The organism is Pseudorhodoplanes sp. (genome assembly GCA_032027085.1).
In the GTDB taxonomy this organism is placed as follows: Bacteria; Pseudomonadota; Alphaproteobacteria; order Rhizobiales; family Xanthobacteraceae; genus Pseudorhodoplanes.
In genome coordinates, this window is sequence record JAVSMS010000001.1 from 900,522 (window position 1) to 915,664 (window position 15,143).

A 15,143-nucleotide genomic window follows, 5' to 3' on the forward strand; every position below is an offset into this window, starting at 1 on the left:
ACATCGCGGAGAAGCGCGCGAAACGCAGCACTCTCATCTTGCAGCCGTGACGATCCCCCTGTCACGATACCAAGGAGAGAGACCCGTGAACGAGCAGATGACACCCAGCCCATCGGATTCCACCCGCGAACCCGCCGCCCCCCGCCGCAAGCGGCGCGGCCTGACCATCGCCGCGATTGTTGTGGCGGCCGGCCTGACCGGCGCCGCCGTCACCGCCGCCGTCAGCCAGCCTTTCGGCTACGGCGGTTGGCATGGAGGATGGCATGGCCGCATGCATGGCGGCCCAATGATGCGGTTCGGCTTCGATCCGGCGCGCGCGGAAGAACGCCTCGACCGCATGGTGCGGCATCTTGCGGTCGAGATCGACGCCACCACCGAACAGCAGGACAAGCTGCGCAACGTCGCGAAGGCCGCCGTCAAGGAGGTGCTGCCGGCGCGCGAAAAGATGGTGGCCGCACGGCAGCAGGCCCGCAGCCTGCTGAGCGCGGCGACGATCGACCGCGCGGCGATCGAGAAGCTGCGCGCCGAGCAGATCGCGCTGGCCGACAGCGTGAGCAAGCGCATCGTCCAGGCGATCACCGAGGCGGCGGAAATCCTGACACCGGACCAGCGCAAGAAACTGGATGAGAATTTTCCGGCCTTCGGCCATCGGGGTTTCGGCCGCGGCTGGCGGCATGGCTAGGATCACGGCCTCGCGGCAGGCTCGGCGCACTCCGTCCCCCTGAAAGGGGGAGGGTTGGGGTGGGGGTCAGTTCGCCGACGCTGATGCAATCGACCCCCACCCGATTTGCTTCGCAAATCGACCTCCCCCTTTCAGGGGGAGGTACCCGGGGTTTGCTGCACTGTCGCGCCATACGCGATCGCTCTACACTTGTGGACGGAGCAAACGGAGCTCGCATCGTCGCCCTGCTCTTCTTCACCACGATTCAGATTAAAGTCCCCCCGTGTCCGACCGCATCCTGATCATCGAAGACGACAAAAGGCTTGCCGAGATGGTGATGAACTATCTCGGCGAGGCCGGCTTTCGCGCCGTCGTGGCGCCGACCGGCGGGCATGGCATCGCGCTGCACGACCGCGAGGCCTTCGACGCGTTGATTCTCGATCTCATGCTGCCCGACATGGATGGCCTCGAAGTCTGCCGTCGCATCCGCAAGCAATCCTCGACGCCGATCCTCATGCTGACGGCGCGTGGCGACACCATGGACCGCGTGGTCGGCCTGGAAATGGGCGCCGACGATTATCTGCCGAAACCGTTCGAGCCGCGCGAACTGCTGGCGCGGCTGCGCGCGCTGCTGCGGCGGGCCAGGAGCGACAAGCCGGCCGAGATTCTGAGTTTCGGGCGGTTGGAGATCGACATCGGCGCGCGTCAGGTCCGCCTCGACGGGGCGGAGCGCGCATTGACCAGCTATCAATTCGCATTGCTGCTGGCGCTCGCGCAGCATGCCGGGCGCGTGCTCTCGCGCGAAGCATTGATGGACATGGTGAAGAGCGAGAAGCTGGAAGCCTTCGACCGCTCCATCGACGTGCATATCTCGCGCATCCGCGCGGCGATCGAGGACGATCCGAAAAAGCCGCGCCGCGTCATCACCGTGCGCGGCGCGGGCTACGTGTTTGCGAAGGCGCAGGATTAACAGGAATGCCTTTAGAATACTGCAGCGCACTCATTTCTATGGCTGCCACCCCGAGATGCTTGCGCAAAGCGCAAGTTTCATAGTGATGCGTCCATGAAACGCCTCTACCTCAAAATCTATCTCACCATCATCGTCAGCCTGCTTCTGGTCGTGCTGGTGGGCGGGACGATCTGGCGGCTGGGTGTCGACCGCTCGCCGCTGCACGAAACTCTGGAGACCGCCGCCGAACTCGTCGCCGCGCATCTGCCGCCGCAGACCGCCTCGCGGGAGGCGCAACAGCGCGCCATTGCGGATCTGTCGCGCCGGCTCGGAGCCGATGTCGCATTGTTCGACGCATCGCGCCGCCCGATCGCGCAGGCGGGGCGGCCGCTGCCGCCTCCGCCGCCGCATGGTCAAAGCGGCACCTTCCTGTTCGGTCCCGGCGGGCCGGCCTGGGCGGCGCAATTGCCGGACGGCCGCTGGATCGTGGCGCGCGCGCCGCCGCGTCATCGCCACCCCGCGCTCGGGCTCGTGCTGGTGCTGGGCGGCGTCGCACTGGCGGTCGGCCTGTGCGCCTACCCCGTGGTGCGCGGCTTGACGCGCCGGCTCGAGCGGTTGCAACACGGCGTGGAAACGCTCGGCGCCGGCCAATTGTCGGCGCGAGTCAAAGTCGAGGGTCGCGACGAGGTGGCGCGGCTGGCGGAGAGCTTCAACCGTTCCGCGGGCCGCATCGAGGAACTCGTGAACGCGCACCGTCTGCTGCTGGCCAATGCCTCACATGAATTGCGCACGCCGCTGTCGCGTCTGCGGCTGGCGGTCGAGCTGTTCCAGAAGACGGGAGACGCGAAATACAAGGCCGATCTGGAACGCGACATCAACGAACTCGATGCGCTGGTGGATGAAATTCTGCTGCAGAGCCGTCTCGACGTCACCAAGACATTGCAAACCGCCGAGGAGATCGACGTGCTGGCGCTGGCGGCGGAGGAATGCGCGCATTACGACGACTGCCTGGCGCAAGGCGAGCCGGTGATCATCAAGGGAGATGCGCGGCTGCTGCGGCGCCTGATACGCAATCTTCTGGAGAACGCACATCGCCACGGCAAGCCGCCGGTGCGGATCGAGGTGCAGCGCTCGCCGGAGCAGGCCATCATCGATGTGATCGACAGTGGCTCCGGCATTCCCGAGACCGAGAGCGAGCACGTTTTCACGCCGTTCTATCGCCTTGCCACCGAGCAAACGGGTACCGGACTCGGCCTGTCGCTGGCGCGGCAGATCGCGCGCCTGCACGACGGCGACATCGCGGTGGTGACGCGGCCGGACGCGGCGAGCTGTTTTCGCGTGAGCCTGCCGGTGTGACGGCCTGCCTTTTCCTCCATTGTCACCCCCGCGAAAGCGGGGACCCATAAACACGCCGATCGCAATGTGGCTACGCGTTCCCGCTTTCGCGGGGACCACTCTGTGATTTAGTCTGCGGCATGCGCACTGCCGGACCCAGCTCACGCACGGTCGTCGCCGCGCTGGGCCTGGTGCAGATCCTGGCCTGGGGCTCCTCGTTCTATTTCCCCGCCGTATTCGCCGCGCCGATCGCGGCGGAAACCGGCTGGCCGCTAGCCTGGGTGGTGGGCGGTGTCTCAATCGGGCTCCTGGTCGGCGGGCTGATCTCGCCGCTTGTCGGCCGGCTGATCGCGCGGCATGGCGGACGCCCGCTGCTCGGTGCGAGTTCGCTGCTGTTCGCGATCGGCCTGGTCGGCATCGGCCTCGCCTCAAGCCTGGCGGTCTATCTCGCCGCCTGGTGCGTGGTCGGCCTCGGCATGGGCACCGGACTCTATGATGCGGTCTTTGCTGCGCTCGGCCGCCGCTATGGACAGGGCGCGCGCGCTGCCATCGCCACTCTCACCCTGTTCGGCGGCTTTGCCAGCACAGTGTGCTGGCCCCTCTCCGCCTTGCTGCTCGAACAGATTGGCTGGCGCGGCGCCTGTCTTATCTATGCCGGCCTGCATCTGCTGCTCGGTTTGCCGCTGCAGCTTTTGGTGCTGCGCGGCGACGGCCAGCCGGCCGCGGCAGACGCGGCACCCACGCACGACAAAGGGTCGTCTAACCCGCCGGCGCGGCGTGGCGTCACCGTGCTGCTTGGGCTCATTCTTTCGCTCGCCGCCGGCATCGGCTCGATCGTGGTGGTGCATCTCCTCACCTTCCTGCAGGCCGGCGGCATCGGCATGGCCGCCGCGGTGTCGCTCGGCATGCTGTTCGGTCCGGCGCAGGTCGGCGCGCGCATGGTCGAGCGGCTGTTCGGGCAGCATTATCACCCGGTCTGGACGCTGCTCGCTGCCGCGCTGCTGATGCTTATCGGCCTCGTTCTGCTGCTCGCCGCGCCAGCCTTTGCCGCGCTCGCCATTATTCTTTATGCCGGTGGCTACGGCATTAGCTGGATCGCGCGCGGCACGGTGCCGCTCGCGATCTTCGGCGCCGCCCGCTACCCGCTGGTGATCAGCCGGCTCGCCTTGCCGAGCCTTGTCGTGCAGGCACTGGCGCCGTCGGCCGGGGCGCTCCTGATCACCGCCTTCGGCGCCGCGCCGACCATCGCCATTCTCGCCACGCTGGCCGCGCTCAATCTCGCGCTCGCCGCCGCCCTGATGGGAACCTCGCGCCCGCCGGCCGAGGAATATTGAGCGCCGCTGGCTATGGCGCCGGAACGGCGCCGCCGGGCCGGCGTTGGCCCGAAAGACAAACGGGCGCAACCTCTCTCGGCAATGGAAAAGACAGATGAGCGCAACCGGCCTCGATGTTTTCGACAAGACCCTGCAGACAACTCATATCTGGCTGGACGAGATCATGCTCGATCTCGGCCCCGACCGGCAGGTCGCCTGGCACGTGCTGGGCGCGGTATTGCGCGCGCTGCGCGACCGGCTACCGATGGAATTGTCGGCGCATCTCGCCGCGCAATTGCCGCTGCTGGTGCGCGGCCTCTATTTCGATCAATGGCGGCCGAGCGAGCAGCCGGCGAAATCGCGCACGCGCGAAGAATTTTTCGAGCGCGTCGCCGCCGACCTGAAGAGCACCCGCCCGGTGAATATCGAGCATGCGGTGCGCGCGGTGTTCCGCGTGATCAACCATCGCCTCGATCCTGGCCAGGTCCAGAATGTGCGCGAGGCACTGCCGCAACCGCTGCAGACGCTCTGGCCGGACACGACGAGCCACGCCGCCGCCTGACGCGGCGCTTGAGCGCAAACTCAATACACGGGAGAAGCCGCCATGAAAGTCAGTGAAGCCATGACCCCCGAGGTGATGATTGCCGATCCGAACCAGGCCATCTGCGATGCCGCGAAGATGATGGCCGATCTCGATGCCGGCGTGCTGCCGGTCGGCGAGAATGACCGGCTGGTCGGCATGATCACCGATCGCGACATCGCGATCCGCGCCGTCGCCGCCGGAAAACCACCGACCACGCCGATCCGCGAGGTGATGAGCCGGGAAGTCAAATATTGCTTCGACGACGACGACCTTGAGGAGATCGCGCAGAACATGTCCGACCTCAAGGTGCGCCGTCTGCCGGTGCTCAATCACGAGAAGCGTCTGGTCGGCATCCTCTCCCTCGGCGACATGGCATTGACCAGCGGGCCGCAGCCCGTCGGCGGCGCACTCTGCGGCATCTCCGAACCAGGCGGCGCGCATTCGCAGTCGATCGGGAGCAGCGGCCGTCCCGCCAGCAGAATGTAAATGTAATTGTGCAACGGCCCCTCTTTTCGGCAGACTTGGGCGACCGAGTCAGGGGGCCGACGGTGGCAACCGAAGTGACAATCGGCGGCGGGAATCACCTGGCGCCTCATCCCTTGCGTGCCGCGATCCTGGGCGAGGTGCATGCCCGTCCCTTCACGCCGATCGCAACGCCGGCGCGGGTTCTGCATTTCGCGTTCGACACGCCGGGCGAGCATGCCGCGGCGGGCCGTACGGCGCTCGCGGAGTTGTGCCGGAAGCATGGACTGAAGGCGCCGAGGCCTTCCGACAAGCATCATCGCGTCGCTTTCGGCACGAGCATCCTGCGCTGGGAGCAGCATTCGGAATTTACGACTTATACTTGGGAGTTGCCTGCCGAACCGGAGGCCCTGCCCTTCCATCCCCCAGCGTCCTCGCTGGCCTCATCCATGGCGCTGGTGCCGCAACCCGGGCCTTTGCTGGTCGCGATCGATCTGCATCTCATCGCGGACGCGGCCGAGCGTACGTCTCCCGAAAAGCTGTTTCAGCGCGCAAGCTTAGCCGTGGCGGAAAATTCCGACGGCACTGCACTTTATGCCACCGACTTCCAGACTGACCCTTCCGGATTCGTGCGTATTCTGCTCGTCGATCGCGGCCTGGGCAGCGAACGGGCGGGCGCGCTGGTGCAAAGGGTCATCGAACTCGAGACCTATCGCACGGTTGCTTTGCTCGGACTGCCAAAGGCGCAGCAGCTTGCGCCCTCGATCAACCGGATCGAACGGCGTCTGGCGGAAGTGACGGAGGAGATGCGCAATGCGCACAATCTGGCCGACAATCATCGCCTGCTCGACGAATTGACCGCGCTTGCCGCCGAACTGGAGGCGGGCGCAGCGCAAAGCCTGTTCCGCTTCGGCGCCAGCCGCGCTTATGACGAGATCGTCAAGTTGCGGCTGCAGACCATCGGCGAACGGAAGGTCGGCGGCCTGCCGACATGGTCGTCCTTTCTTGCGCGGCGCATGTCGCCGGCGATGCGCACCTGTGTCACCACGGAAGAGCGTCAGGCGAACCTCTCGCGCAAGCTGGCGCGCACCGCAAACCTTCTGCGCACGCGCGTGGATGTCGATCAGGAACGGCAGAACCAGGAATTGCTGCAATCCATGAACACGCGCACGCGGCTGCAACTACGTCTGCAGGCGACGGTGGAAGGATTGTCGGTCGCAGCGATCAGCTATTATGTCGTCGGGCTGTTCGGTTACCTTGTGAAAGGCGCGCACGATTCCGGACTGGTGCATGTCGAGCCGAGCCATGCAACCGCGGCCTTCGTGCCTTTCGCGGTGCTTTTCATCGCGTGGCTGGTCCGGAGAATCCGCAAGAAGCATATTGCGGGGGAGGTGTAGAGCCTACTCTGCTCGCCCCTCACATCGGGGGTGTCAGCCCGTCACGGCCGACCGAGACACGCGCGGCCGACAATGTTCCGTCCGGCTGTTTCTGCGCGGCGACAATGAAAATCTTCGCTCCAGGCTTCAAGTCCGCCCTATCGCCCGGCACATAGGTGACGATTGGCGCTTCCGGCGGCACGACGACTTTTTTCTCTCCGTCCTTGTATTTCACTGTGATGGTCTGACCGTCGACGCCCGCTACTGTCTCAGCAACAGTCGCGTTGGTCATGGTGCTGTTCGGACGTACGTCCCAGGGGAAATGCCCTTCAGCGACACCACGCATCGGCTCGGGAAAAATGTGGACATGCAAGGCGCGCTGGCTGCCATCCGGCTGCGGCATTGCCGACACGCCGATATAGGAACCGGGTTTGATGTCGGTCAGTTGCGTCTTGACGATGCCGGACACGTTCACGTTGTCGGCAAGCCTGATCTTCAGTTCCGCACCATCGCGCGACTTGACCACCAGAGTCTGTCCGTCGACGGCCGCGATCTCGCCGCGCACACGCACATTTTGCTGTGCCAACACGCTGCCCGACGCCAGAATGACCGCCGCCAGGGCGACCAGACATCTTGCAATCATGCGATCCTCCCAAAGTCCGCCTTCGCGCTTACCGCGCGGACCAAGGGGCAACCCCGGCTTCCAGCGACTTATTCCGCCCCGACGGAGCGATCGGCAATCACGCTTAGTTTACGGACGCGTGCGCCGAGGAGCGCGTTTGACAGGCGTCCGGGCCCGTGCCGCGGCACTCCCCCGCTTTGCATGCGGCTGCGCGAGACGGTCGATCACGTCATCAAGCAGATCGTAGATCTGCTCGAGCTTCGCCGGCCCGATCTCTCGCGCCAGAGCTGCATAGATCGCCTCCGATTGCGGCGCCACGCTCAAGAACAGGCGGCGGCCTTTGGACGTCAGCGACACGACCACGCGCCGCTGGTCGTTTTTGTGAGCGCGGCGCAGGATCAGGCCGTCCGCTTCCAGCTTCGGCAGGATGCGCGACAGGCTTGCGGCGTGCAGGCAACAGCTCTTGCCCAGTTCAACGATTTCGATTTCGTCCACTTCGTTGAGCGCGCGGATGATGCGCCATTGCTGATCAGTCAGGCCCTGCGCGTTGAGATGCGGACGGAACCGCTGCATCACCGCTTCACGCGCCAGCATGAGCTGCATCGGCAGCGAACGCTCGAAAGGACGCATGCGCGAGGCCGTCATTTCTCGTCCGCCACCTGGTTGCGCAAGGTGCCGATCTCCGGAACCGACACTTCGACAATATCGCCGGGCTTGAGCCAGCGGGGCGGATCAAAGCGTGCGCCGGCCCCGACAGGGGTTCCCGACACAATGAGATCGCCGGGTTTAATGCTCATGAAAGTGGTGATGTACGCGATCAGAGCGGCAAAATCGAAGATGAGATTGGCGGTGGTATCGTCCTGACGAACGTCCCCGTTGACCTTGGTTGTCAGGTGCAACGGCTTTGCCGGATCGATCTCGTCGGCGGTCACCATCCAGGGGCCGATGCTGCCGGTGCGGTCGAAATTCTTGCCCTGAGTGACATTGAACTTGGCGTGGCGGACCCAATCGCGGATTGTGCCCTCATTGCACAAGGAATAACCGGCGATATAGCCGAGCGCATTCTCCTTCGGCACACGGCGGCCGTGCCGGCCGATCACCAGCACGATCTCGCCTTCATAATCGAGCTGCTCGGATTCCGGCGGGCGGATGATCGGCTGACCATGGCCGACGAAGGAATCCGGCACCCGGAAGAACAAGCTCGGATATTTCGGCTGTTCCGAATTGTCTTTGTATTCGGCGTTGCGGTTGGCGTAGTTCACGCCGACGCAGAGGATTTTCTCCGGCGCGACAATCGGCGGCAGCAATTCTGCGTCCGACAGCGGAAAATCCGCCCGCACGCCGGCGGCGGAGGCCTTCACCTCTTCCAAAGCGCCCGCCTTCAGAACATCCAGCAACGTCCTGAAACGCGGCAGCCGCTGCCGCAGATCGACCAGACCGTCATCGACAACTGCGCCGAAGCTCGGCCGGCCGCGCAGCACATAACTTGCAAGTTTCATTCAGCAGCTTCCTGCGCCGGCAACAGGCCGGCTTGCACAAGCACGGCGTCCAGGCGCTTTTCGAGTTCGGGCGTCGCCGGCACCATCGGCAGGCGGTGCTCATTGCGCGGAATGATGCCGAGGCGTTTGGCCATGTATTTGATCGGGATCGGATTGGTGTCGTAGAAAATGGCTTTGTTCAGGCCATGCAGGCGGTGATGCAGGTCCTGCGCGGTCTTGAGATCACCACGCCAGACCGCCTCGCACATATCCGAGAGCAGGCGCGGGCGCAAATTGCCGACCGCGTTCATCAGTCCGCAGGCGCCGATCGCCATCATCGGAAACGACAATTCCTCGAGCCCGACGAAAATCTTGAAATCGGAGCCGACAGCCGCGAGGCATTCGGTGACGAAATTGAGATCAAGCGAGGCATGTTTCATGCCGACGAAATTCGCCGACTTGTCCCTCAGCTCCTTCACCGTGTCGACCTTGACGTCGATCGCGGCGCGGCCAGGGATGTGATAGATCATCCAGGGCAGATCGATACCGCGCATCGCTTCGAGATAATAGGCGATGATGCCGCGCTGCGGCGGGCGCGTGTAATAGGGCGTGACGATCAGGAGAGCGTCGGCACCGGCTTTCGCTGCATGCTCGGTGAGCATTTTCGTTTCCCAGATCGATTGCGAGCCGGTGGCGGCGACGACCGGCACCCTGCCCTTCACGATCTCGACCGTCAGCGACACCAAGCGGTTGCGCTCTTCGGTTGTCAGCGTCGCGGGCTCGGAGGTCGTGCCGTTGACCAGAATGCCGTGCGAGCCCTCGTCGATCTGCATCTGCACCAGCCGCACATAGGCGTCGTAATCCACCTCGCCATTCTTGAACGGCGTCAGCAGCGGCGGGATCGAGCCGTTCAGGCGGTCGAGCGGTAAGGGCATCGGGCGGCCTCCGGTTTTGCGCGATTGGCGCTCATGCATTTCGGTCCCGAGCGGCTTGACGCCGACCCAGGACCAATGATTAACATGTTAAGTGTTTTGAGAGGGTCGCGTCAACGCCCCCGCTGCAGCGTGCAGGAGGACAGCCCCGTGCCGCACATCATTGTGGAATATTCCGCCAACCTGGAGAGCGATCTCGATGTCCGGCGGCTGGTCGACGACCTGCATCAGGTCGTGGTCGACAGCGGCGTGGCCGATCTTGCCGCCATCCGCACCCGCGCCGAGCGCCGCGATGTCTACCGCGTGGCCGACGGCGATCCGAAAAACGCTTTCGTGCATGTGACGATGCGGCTGCGCATCGGCCGCAGCGAAGATCAGCGCAACAAGCTGGCGGACGCCCTGCTTGCCGCCACCGACAAAAATCTGCAGCGCGCCTATGCCACGCATGGCATCGCGATCACGGTGGAGATGGAAGAGATCGACAATCTCACTGCGCGGAAGAACACCATTCGTATGCCGGAGAAGATTGCGTGAGCGACCTCGATACCGCCATTGCCAAAGCGAACCACTATCTCGACCGGTTCCGCAAGAGCACGGTCGGACATCTGATCGACGGCAAGCCGGAGGTCTCCGGCAACGGCACATTCGAAACGCTGTCGCCGGTGGACAATGCCCTGCTGGCCAATGTCGCACGTGGCGGCGCGACCGAGATCGACCGCGCGGCGAAAGTGGCGATGAAGGCCTTCCGCACAATCTGGGGGCGTACCAGCGGCGAGGAGCGCCGCGCGATCATGCACAGGATCGCCGATGCGATCGAGGCGCGCGCGGAAGAGATCGCCTATGTCGAATGCATAGATACAGGTCAGCCGATCCGCTACATGTCGAAGGCAGCCCTGCGCGGCGCGGAGAATTTCCGCTTCTATGCCGACCGCGCGCCTGCAGCGAGCGACGGGTTGTCGCTGCCGACCGGCACGCATCTGAACTACACCATCCGCCAGCCGATAGGTCCCGTGGGTGTGATCACACCCTGGAACACGCCATTCATGCTGTCGACCTGGAAGATCGCGCCGGCGCTCGCCGCCGGCTGCACGGTCGTGCACAAGCCGGCCGAATGGTCTCCCCTCTCCGCCGTGTTGCTGGCGGAAATCTGCCTCGAGGCGGGATTGCCGGCAGGCGTGCTTAACGTCGTGCACGGCTTCGGCGAGGACGCCGGCAAGGCGCTGACCGAACATCCAGACATCAAGGCGATCGGTTTTGTCGGCGAAAGCGCGACCGGTTCGCTAATCATGCAGCAGGGCGGCCCGACGCTGAAGCGCGTGCATTTCGAACTGGGCGGCAAGAATCCGGTGATCATCTTCGCCGATGCCGACCTCGATCGCGCGCTCGATGCCTGCCTGTTCATGATCTACTCGCTGAACGGCGAGCGCTGCACTTCCTCCAGCCGTGCGCTGGTGGAAGCCTCGATCTATGACGAGTTCTCTAAGAGAGCGGCCGAACGGGTGAAGAAAATCAAGGTCGGCCACCCTCTCGATGCTGCGACCGAGATCGGGCCGCTGATCCACGAGCGGCATGTCGAAAAGGTCCTGAGCTATGTCAGCGCCGCGCAGAAAGAAGGCGCCACCATTGCCGCCGGCGGCGGACGCGCAAACACCGGGACAGGCAATTTCGTCCAGCCGACGCTCTACACTCAGGCGCGGCAAGGCATGAAGATCGCGCAGGAGGAAATCTTTGGCCCGGTGCTGACCATGATTCCCTTCGCGGACGAAGCGGAAGCCTTGTCGATCGCCAACGACGTGCGCTACGGCCTCGCCGCCTATCTCTGGACTCGCGATGTCGGTCGCGCGCATCGCGTGGCGCAGCAGGTGGAAGCCGGCATGGTGTGGGTCAATTCCGAAAATGTGCGGCATCTGCCGACGCCGTTCGGCGGCGTGAAGTCGTCGGGCATCGGTCGAGACGGCGGCGATTATTCCTTCGACTTCTACATGGAGACGAAGAACATCGCGATCGCGCTCGACAATCACAAGATACCGAAGATCGGGGGGTGAGCATGCGCGCAACGCAGCGACCCTTATGCGTCATTCCGGCTGCGCGCCTTTGGGCGCGAGTCGAAATCCAGATGCATCCTCAGATCCGCCTATATTTTTATCCGGATTTCGGGATCGCGAGCCCCGCTCGCGCCCCGGAATGACCGGGAGGAGACCGCATGCCGATCCGCAAGCCGAATTTCAATCCGCCTTTCAACATCGTGCGCGCAAGCCACGTCGATTTCGGCGTCCGTGACCTTGCCAAGTCGAAAGCCTTCTACGTCGATTGCCTCGGCTATCTGGTGACCGTCGAAACCAAAGACGCGCTCTACCTTCGCGCCGTGGAAGAACGAAACCATCACTCCATCGCGTTGCGTCAAACAAGCGAACCTACAGTGCACGCGCTCGGCTTCAAGGTGGCGAGCGAGGAGGACCTCGACCGCGCCGCTTTCTGGTTTGCACACAAGGGATTTCCGACCTCATTCCCGGAAATGCCGTATCAGGGTCGCACGCTGCGCACCTGCGACATGTTCGGGATGCCGCTGGAATTCTATTTCCGCATGGACCAGGCCGAATGCATGCTGCGCAAATACGCGGAATATCGCGGCGCGCGCATCCAGCGCATTGACCATATCAACTGCTTCACGCCGGACGTGCAGGCCTCCTATGACTTCTACACTGAGATCGGCTTCCGGCTCACGGAATATACGGAGACCGACGGCGATAACCCGGAGCTTTGGGCGGTGTGGATGCATCGCAAGGGCAACGTGCATGACCTCGCCTTCACCAATGGCGCCGGACCGCGCCTGCATCACATCGGCGTATGGACGGCAAGCTCGGCCGACATCCTGCACATCTGCGACGTGATGGCGTCCTCGGGCTTTCTGGCAAACATGGAACGCGGACCCGGTCGGCACGGCATTTCCAACGCATTCTTTCTCTATTGCCGAGATCCCGACAATCACCGTGTGGAATTGTTCACTTCCGACTATCTTACCGTCGACCCCGATCTTGAGCCGTACCGCTGGTCGCTGCGCGACCCGCAACGGCAGACCCTGTGGGGCCAGCCGGCGCCGAAATCCTGGTTCGAGGAGGGTTCGACATTCCAAGGCGTGTCGGTGCGGCAGCCGGTGCTGGAGGCGCAGCCCATCGTGGCGCGCTGATCAATCACCCTGAGGCGCTTGCGCGGAGCGCGAGCTCGAAGGGTTGCGGCTGTCATCTTTCAAGGCTTGCTTCGCTCGCACCTTCAGGATGACGCCGGGATGAATCGGCGCTATTCGAGGACCATGAAATCCCTCTTCATCGACTGCAATCACCAGCTCGCTTCGGTGTTCGCCCGCGTGCATCGGCCGGATGACCCGCCAATCAGCGTCAATACGCATGCCTTCAAGACCGAAGACCTGCCGCGATTGCTGGACGGCTATGCCATCGCGCTCGACGATCACTCGCATATGCCGACCTCGATCGTGGCGCAGTGCCGCAGCCTCAAGCACATCGTCTTTCTCGGCACGGGCGCGGCGAGCTACATGAACATCGCCGAGCTGAAGGATTTCGGCATCACCGTCCACACAATCCGCGGCTATGGCGACACGGCCGTGGCCGAGCACACGATCGCGCTGATATTCGCCGCCGCGCGCGACGTGACGAAGATGGATCGCGCGTTGCGCGCGGGAGCCTGGAAGCCGCTGGAGGGGACGCAGCTTCTCGACAAGACATTGGGTGTGATCGGGCTTGGCGGCATCGGTCGCGAAGTGGCGCGCATCGCCAAGGGCATCGGCATGGAGGTGATCGGCTGGAATCGCACCAAGCGCACCGACGTTACGGTGCCGCTGGTCGGCATCGATGAATTGCTGGAGCGCTCCGATGTCGTGTCGATGAATCTTACGCTCGGTGATGAAACGCGCAACTTCCTGAATGCCGAGCGTATTGCGCGCATGAAGAAGGGCGCGATTTTCGTCAACACGGCCCGTGGCGCGCTAACGGACGAAGCCGCACTGATCACAGCGCTGCAATCCGGCCAAATTTCGCATGCCGGGCTGGACGTGTTCACCACCGAGCCGCTGCCTGCCGACCACCCCTTCACGCGGATGGAAAATGTGACCATCACCGCGCATTCGGCCTTCCGCACCCTGGAAGCCTCCATGACGCTGCTGCGGCGGGCGATCGACATCGTGAAGGCGATTTCCGAATAGTCGAGAAAAAAATGCGGCACCAAGCCACTGCGGCCGCACCAAATATGAAACCTTCCGACCACTTCGGCGTTAGCTACCGCCGGAGGGTTGCATCATGCCGAATCAGAAAACGCTTGCTGCCGTCGCCGCGCATGGCGCATCGCGCCTGCCGTCGGTTGAGGTCGACAGCTATAATGTCGAATTGAAGGACGATGAGGGATTCCTGGGCGACCGCGCCAGCAAGGGGGCGTTCCGCGACATTATCGAAAACTGGCGCAAGCCGCTGCGCAAGGCCGGCGAGGACCCATTCGGTGACACACCAAGTGAAGACCTGAACAAGAAGACGCTCGATGACCTCCTCAGCAAGGGCGATGCGGAAGCCGCCGGTATCGTGCAGGGGGCGATCGAAGATTTTTCGCAGCAACTCGCTCTGATTATTCGGCGGTTCCTGAAGCTGAAGAGCTGGGCGAAGACAGAACGCATTGTCGTGGGCGGCGGATTCCGCGCAAGCCGCATCGGCGAACTGGTCATCGGACGCACTGCCGTCATCCTGAAGGCGGACAAGATCAATGTCGATCTGGTGCCGATCCGTAGCGATCCGGATGAAGCGGGCCTGATCGGTGCGGTGCATTTGGCACCCGCCTGGATGTTCAAGGCGCATGAGGCCATTCTGGGCGTCGATATCGGCGGGACCAACATCCGCGCGGGGGTTGTCAATCTCAATCTCAAAAAGAAGAGCGACCTGTCGAAGGCCAACGTTTGGAAATACGAGCTGTGGCGGCACGCGGACGAGGATGATGTGAAGCGGGAAGACGCCGTGGACGCACTCGCCGGCATGCTGAAACGGTTGATCGCGAAAGCAAAAAAGGAAGACATGCAACTCGCGCCCTTCATCGGGATGGGCTGTCCAGGCATGATACAGGAGGACGGCTCGATCGATCGCGGTGCACAGAATTTGCCGGGAAACTGGGAATCCAGCCGTTTCAACCTGCCGCAAAGCCTGCACAATGCGATTCCGAAGATCGGCGAAGACGATACCGCGATCGTGCTGCATAACGACGCGGTGGTTCAAGGCCTGTCGGAAGCACCCTTCATGCAGGATGTGCAGCACTGGGCGGTCTTGACCATTGGCACCGGGCTGGGCAACGCCAAGTTCACAAACCGCAAGGACGATTGACCTTCGCTGCGCGCTCGCGCAAAACGCCGCACTGGGCTAGACATGCCGCCTCAGCTCAAT

At 63.6% G+C, this 15,143-nt stretch carries 16 protein-coding genes; 12 read left to right on the forward strand and 4 right to left on the reverse strand.

Annotated elements, in window-relative coordinates; all coding sequences use genetic code 11:
* Nucleotides 1-85 precede the first annotated feature (85 nt).
* The 7 genes from RO009_04305 (at nucleotide 86) to RO009_04335 (ending at nucleotide 6,700) form a co-directional block, all read left to right on the forward strand.
* Complete coding sequence (locus RO009_04305) at nucleotides 86-682, forward strand: Spy/CpxP family protein refolding chaperone (protein MDT3684249.1); 597 nt, start codon at nucleotides 86-88, stop codon at nucleotides 680-682.
* A gap of 262 nt (nucleotides 683-944) precedes the next feature.
* Entirely contained in the window at nucleotides 945-1,631 is a 687-nt protein-coding gene (locus tag RO009_04310) for a response regulator (GenBank protein MDT3684250.1), read from the forward strand.
* A gap of 93 nt (nucleotides 1,632-1,724) precedes the next feature.
* Nucleotides 1,725-2,966: a HAMP domain-containing sensor histidine kinase gene (locus RO009_04315; protein MDT3684251.1), complete on the forward strand. Its 1,242-nt coding sequence runs from the start codon at nucleotides 1,725-1,727 to the stop codon at nucleotides 2,964-2,966.
* 119 nt (nucleotides 2,967-3,085) lie between these two features.
* Nucleotides 3,086-4,279, forward strand: a complete 1,194-nt coding sequence (locus RO009_04320; protein MDT3684252.1) for an MFS transporter — start codon at nucleotides 3,086-3,088, stop codon at nucleotides 4,277-4,279.
* A gap of 94 nt (nucleotides 4,280-4,373) precedes the next feature.
* Nucleotides 4,374-4,820: a DUF2267 domain-containing protein gene (locus RO009_04325; protein MDT3684253.1), complete on the forward strand. Its 447-nt coding sequence runs from the start codon at nucleotides 4,374-4,376 to the stop codon at nucleotides 4,818-4,820.
* 42 nt (nucleotides 4,821-4,862) lie between these two features.
* Entirely contained in the window at nucleotides 4,863-5,327 is a 465-nt protein-coding gene (locus RO009_04330; protein ID MDT3684254.1) for a CBS domain-containing protein, read from the forward strand.
* Nucleotides 5,328-5,389: 62 nt separating this feature from the next.
* Nucleotides 5,390-6,700: a DUF3422 domain-containing protein gene (locus RO009_04335; GenBank protein ID MDT3684255.1), complete on the forward strand. Its 1,311-nt coding sequence runs from the start codon at nucleotides 5,390-5,392 to the stop codon at nucleotides 6,698-6,700.
* Nucleotides 6,701-6,719: 19 nt separating this feature from the next.
* On the opposite strand, the gene RO009_04340 is transcribed toward RO009_04335, so the two are convergent.
* The 4 genes from RO009_04340 to dapA form a co-directional block, all read right to left on the reverse strand.
* Nucleotides 6,720-7,322, reverse strand: a complete 603-nt coding sequence (locus tag RO009_04340; GenBank protein MDT3684256.1) for a hypothetical protein — start codon at nucleotides 7,320-7,322, stop codon at nucleotides 6,720-6,722.
* A 108-nt stretch (nucleotides 7,323-7,430) separates the two neighbouring features.
* Nucleotides 7,431-7,946, reverse strand: a complete 516-nt coding sequence (gene hpaR, locus RO009_04345; protein MDT3684257.1) for a homoprotocatechuate degradation operon regulator HpaR — start codon at nucleotides 7,944-7,946, stop codon at nucleotides 7,431-7,433.
* The gene (locus tag RO009_04350; protein MDT3684258.1) at nucleotides 7,943-8,800 is read right to left on the reverse strand and encodes a fumarylacetoacetate hydrolase family protein; all 858 of its coding nucleotides are present in this window, start codon (nucleotides 8,798-8,800) and stop codon (nucleotides 7,943-7,945) included. Before RO009_04350 ends, hpaR begins: the two co-directional genes overlap by 4 nt.
* Nucleotides 8,797-9,714: a 4-hydroxy-tetrahydrodipicolinate synthase gene (gene dapA / locus RO009_04355; GenBank protein MDT3684259.1), complete on the reverse strand. Its 918-nt coding sequence runs from the start codon at nucleotides 9,712-9,714 to the stop codon at nucleotides 8,797-8,799. The genes RO009_04350 and dapA overlap by 4 nt, the downstream gene beginning before the upstream one ends.
* 147 nt (nucleotides 9,715-9,861) lie before the next feature.
* Between dapA and RO009_04360 the strand changes: the two genes are divergently transcribed.
* The 5 genes from RO009_04360 to RO009_04380 all read left to right on the forward strand — a co-directional run bounded on the left by RO009_04360 (nucleotide 9,862) and on the right by RO009_04380 (nucleotide 15,083).
* Nucleotides 9,862-10,245, forward strand: coding sequence for a 5-carboxymethyl-2-hydroxymuconate isomerase (locus tag RO009_04360; GenBank protein MDT3684260.1), 384 nt, complete (start codon nucleotides 9,862-9,864; stop codon nucleotides 10,243-10,245).
* Nucleotides 10,242-11,756: a 5-carboxymethyl-2-hydroxymuconate semialdehyde dehydrogenase gene (gene hpaE, locus RO009_04365; protein ID MDT3684261.1), complete on the forward strand. Its 1,515-nt coding sequence runs from the start codon at nucleotides 10,242-10,244 to the stop codon at nucleotides 11,754-11,756. The genes RO009_04360 and hpaE overlap by 4 nt, the downstream gene beginning before the upstream one ends.
* Before the next feature lie 158 nt (nucleotides 11,757-11,914).
* Entirely contained in the window at nucleotides 11,915-12,898 is a 984-nt protein-coding gene (gene hpaD, locus RO009_04370) for a 3,4-dihydroxyphenylacetate 2,3-dioxygenase (protein ID MDT3684262.1), read from the forward strand.
* Between the two features lie 123 nt (nucleotides 12,899-13,021).
* Nucleotides 13,022-13,927 (forward strand): NAD(P)-dependent oxidoreductase, encoded by a 906-nt coding sequence (locus RO009_04375; protein MDT3684263.1) that lies wholly within the window; start codon nucleotides 13,022-13,024, stop codon nucleotides 13,925-13,927.
* A gap of 94 nt (nucleotides 13,928-14,021) precedes the next feature.
* Nucleotides 14,022-15,083 (forward strand): ROK family protein, encoded by a 1,062-nt coding sequence (locus tag RO009_04380; protein ID MDT3684264.1) that lies wholly within the window; start codon nucleotides 14,022-14,024, stop codon nucleotides 15,081-15,083.
* Nucleotides 15,084-15,143: the final 60 nt, after the last annotated feature.

Coding starts and splice junctions, on each gene's coding strand:
- RO009_04315 (MDT3684251.1), top strand. CDS start 1,725: ATGAAACGCCTCTACCTCAAAATCTATCTCACCATCATCGTCAGCCTG.
- RO009_04320 (MDT3684252.1), top strand. CDS start 3,086: ATGCGCACTGCCGGACCCAGCTCACGCACGGTCGTCGCCGCGCTGGGC.
- RO009_04325 (MDT3684253.1), top strand. CDS start 4,374: ATGAGCGCAACCGGCCTCGATGTTTTCGACAAGACCCTGCAGACAACT.
- RO009_04330 (MDT3684254.1), top strand. CDS start 4,863: ATGAAAGTCAGTGAAGCCATGACCCCCGAGGTGATGATTGCCGATCCG.
- RO009_04340 (MDT3684256.1), bottom strand. CDS start 7,322: ATGATTGCAAGATGTCTGGTCGCCCTGGCGGCGGTCATTCTGGCGTCG.
- hpaR (MDT3684257.1), bottom strand. CDS start 7,946: ATGACGGCCTCGCGCATGCGTCCTTTCGAGCGTTCGCTGCCGATGCAG.
- RO009_04350 (MDT3684258.1), bottom strand. CDS start 8,800: ATGAAACTTGCAAGTTATGTGCTGCGCGGCCGGCCGAGCTTCGGCGCA.
- dapA (MDT3684259.1), bottom strand. CDS start 9,714: ATGCCCTTACCGCTCGACCGCCTGAACGGCTCGATCCCGCCGCTGCTG.
- hpaD (MDT3684262.1), top strand. CDS start 11,915: ATGCCGATCCGCAAGCCGAATTTCAATCCGCCTTTCAACATCGTGCGC.
- RO009_04375 (MDT3684263.1), top strand. CDS start 13,022: ATGAAATCCCTCTTCATCGACTGCAATCACCAGCTCGCTTCGGTGTTC.
- RO009_04380 (MDT3684264.1), top strand. CDS start 14,022: ATGCCGAATCAGAAAACGCTTGCTGCCGTCGCCGCGCATGGCGCATCG.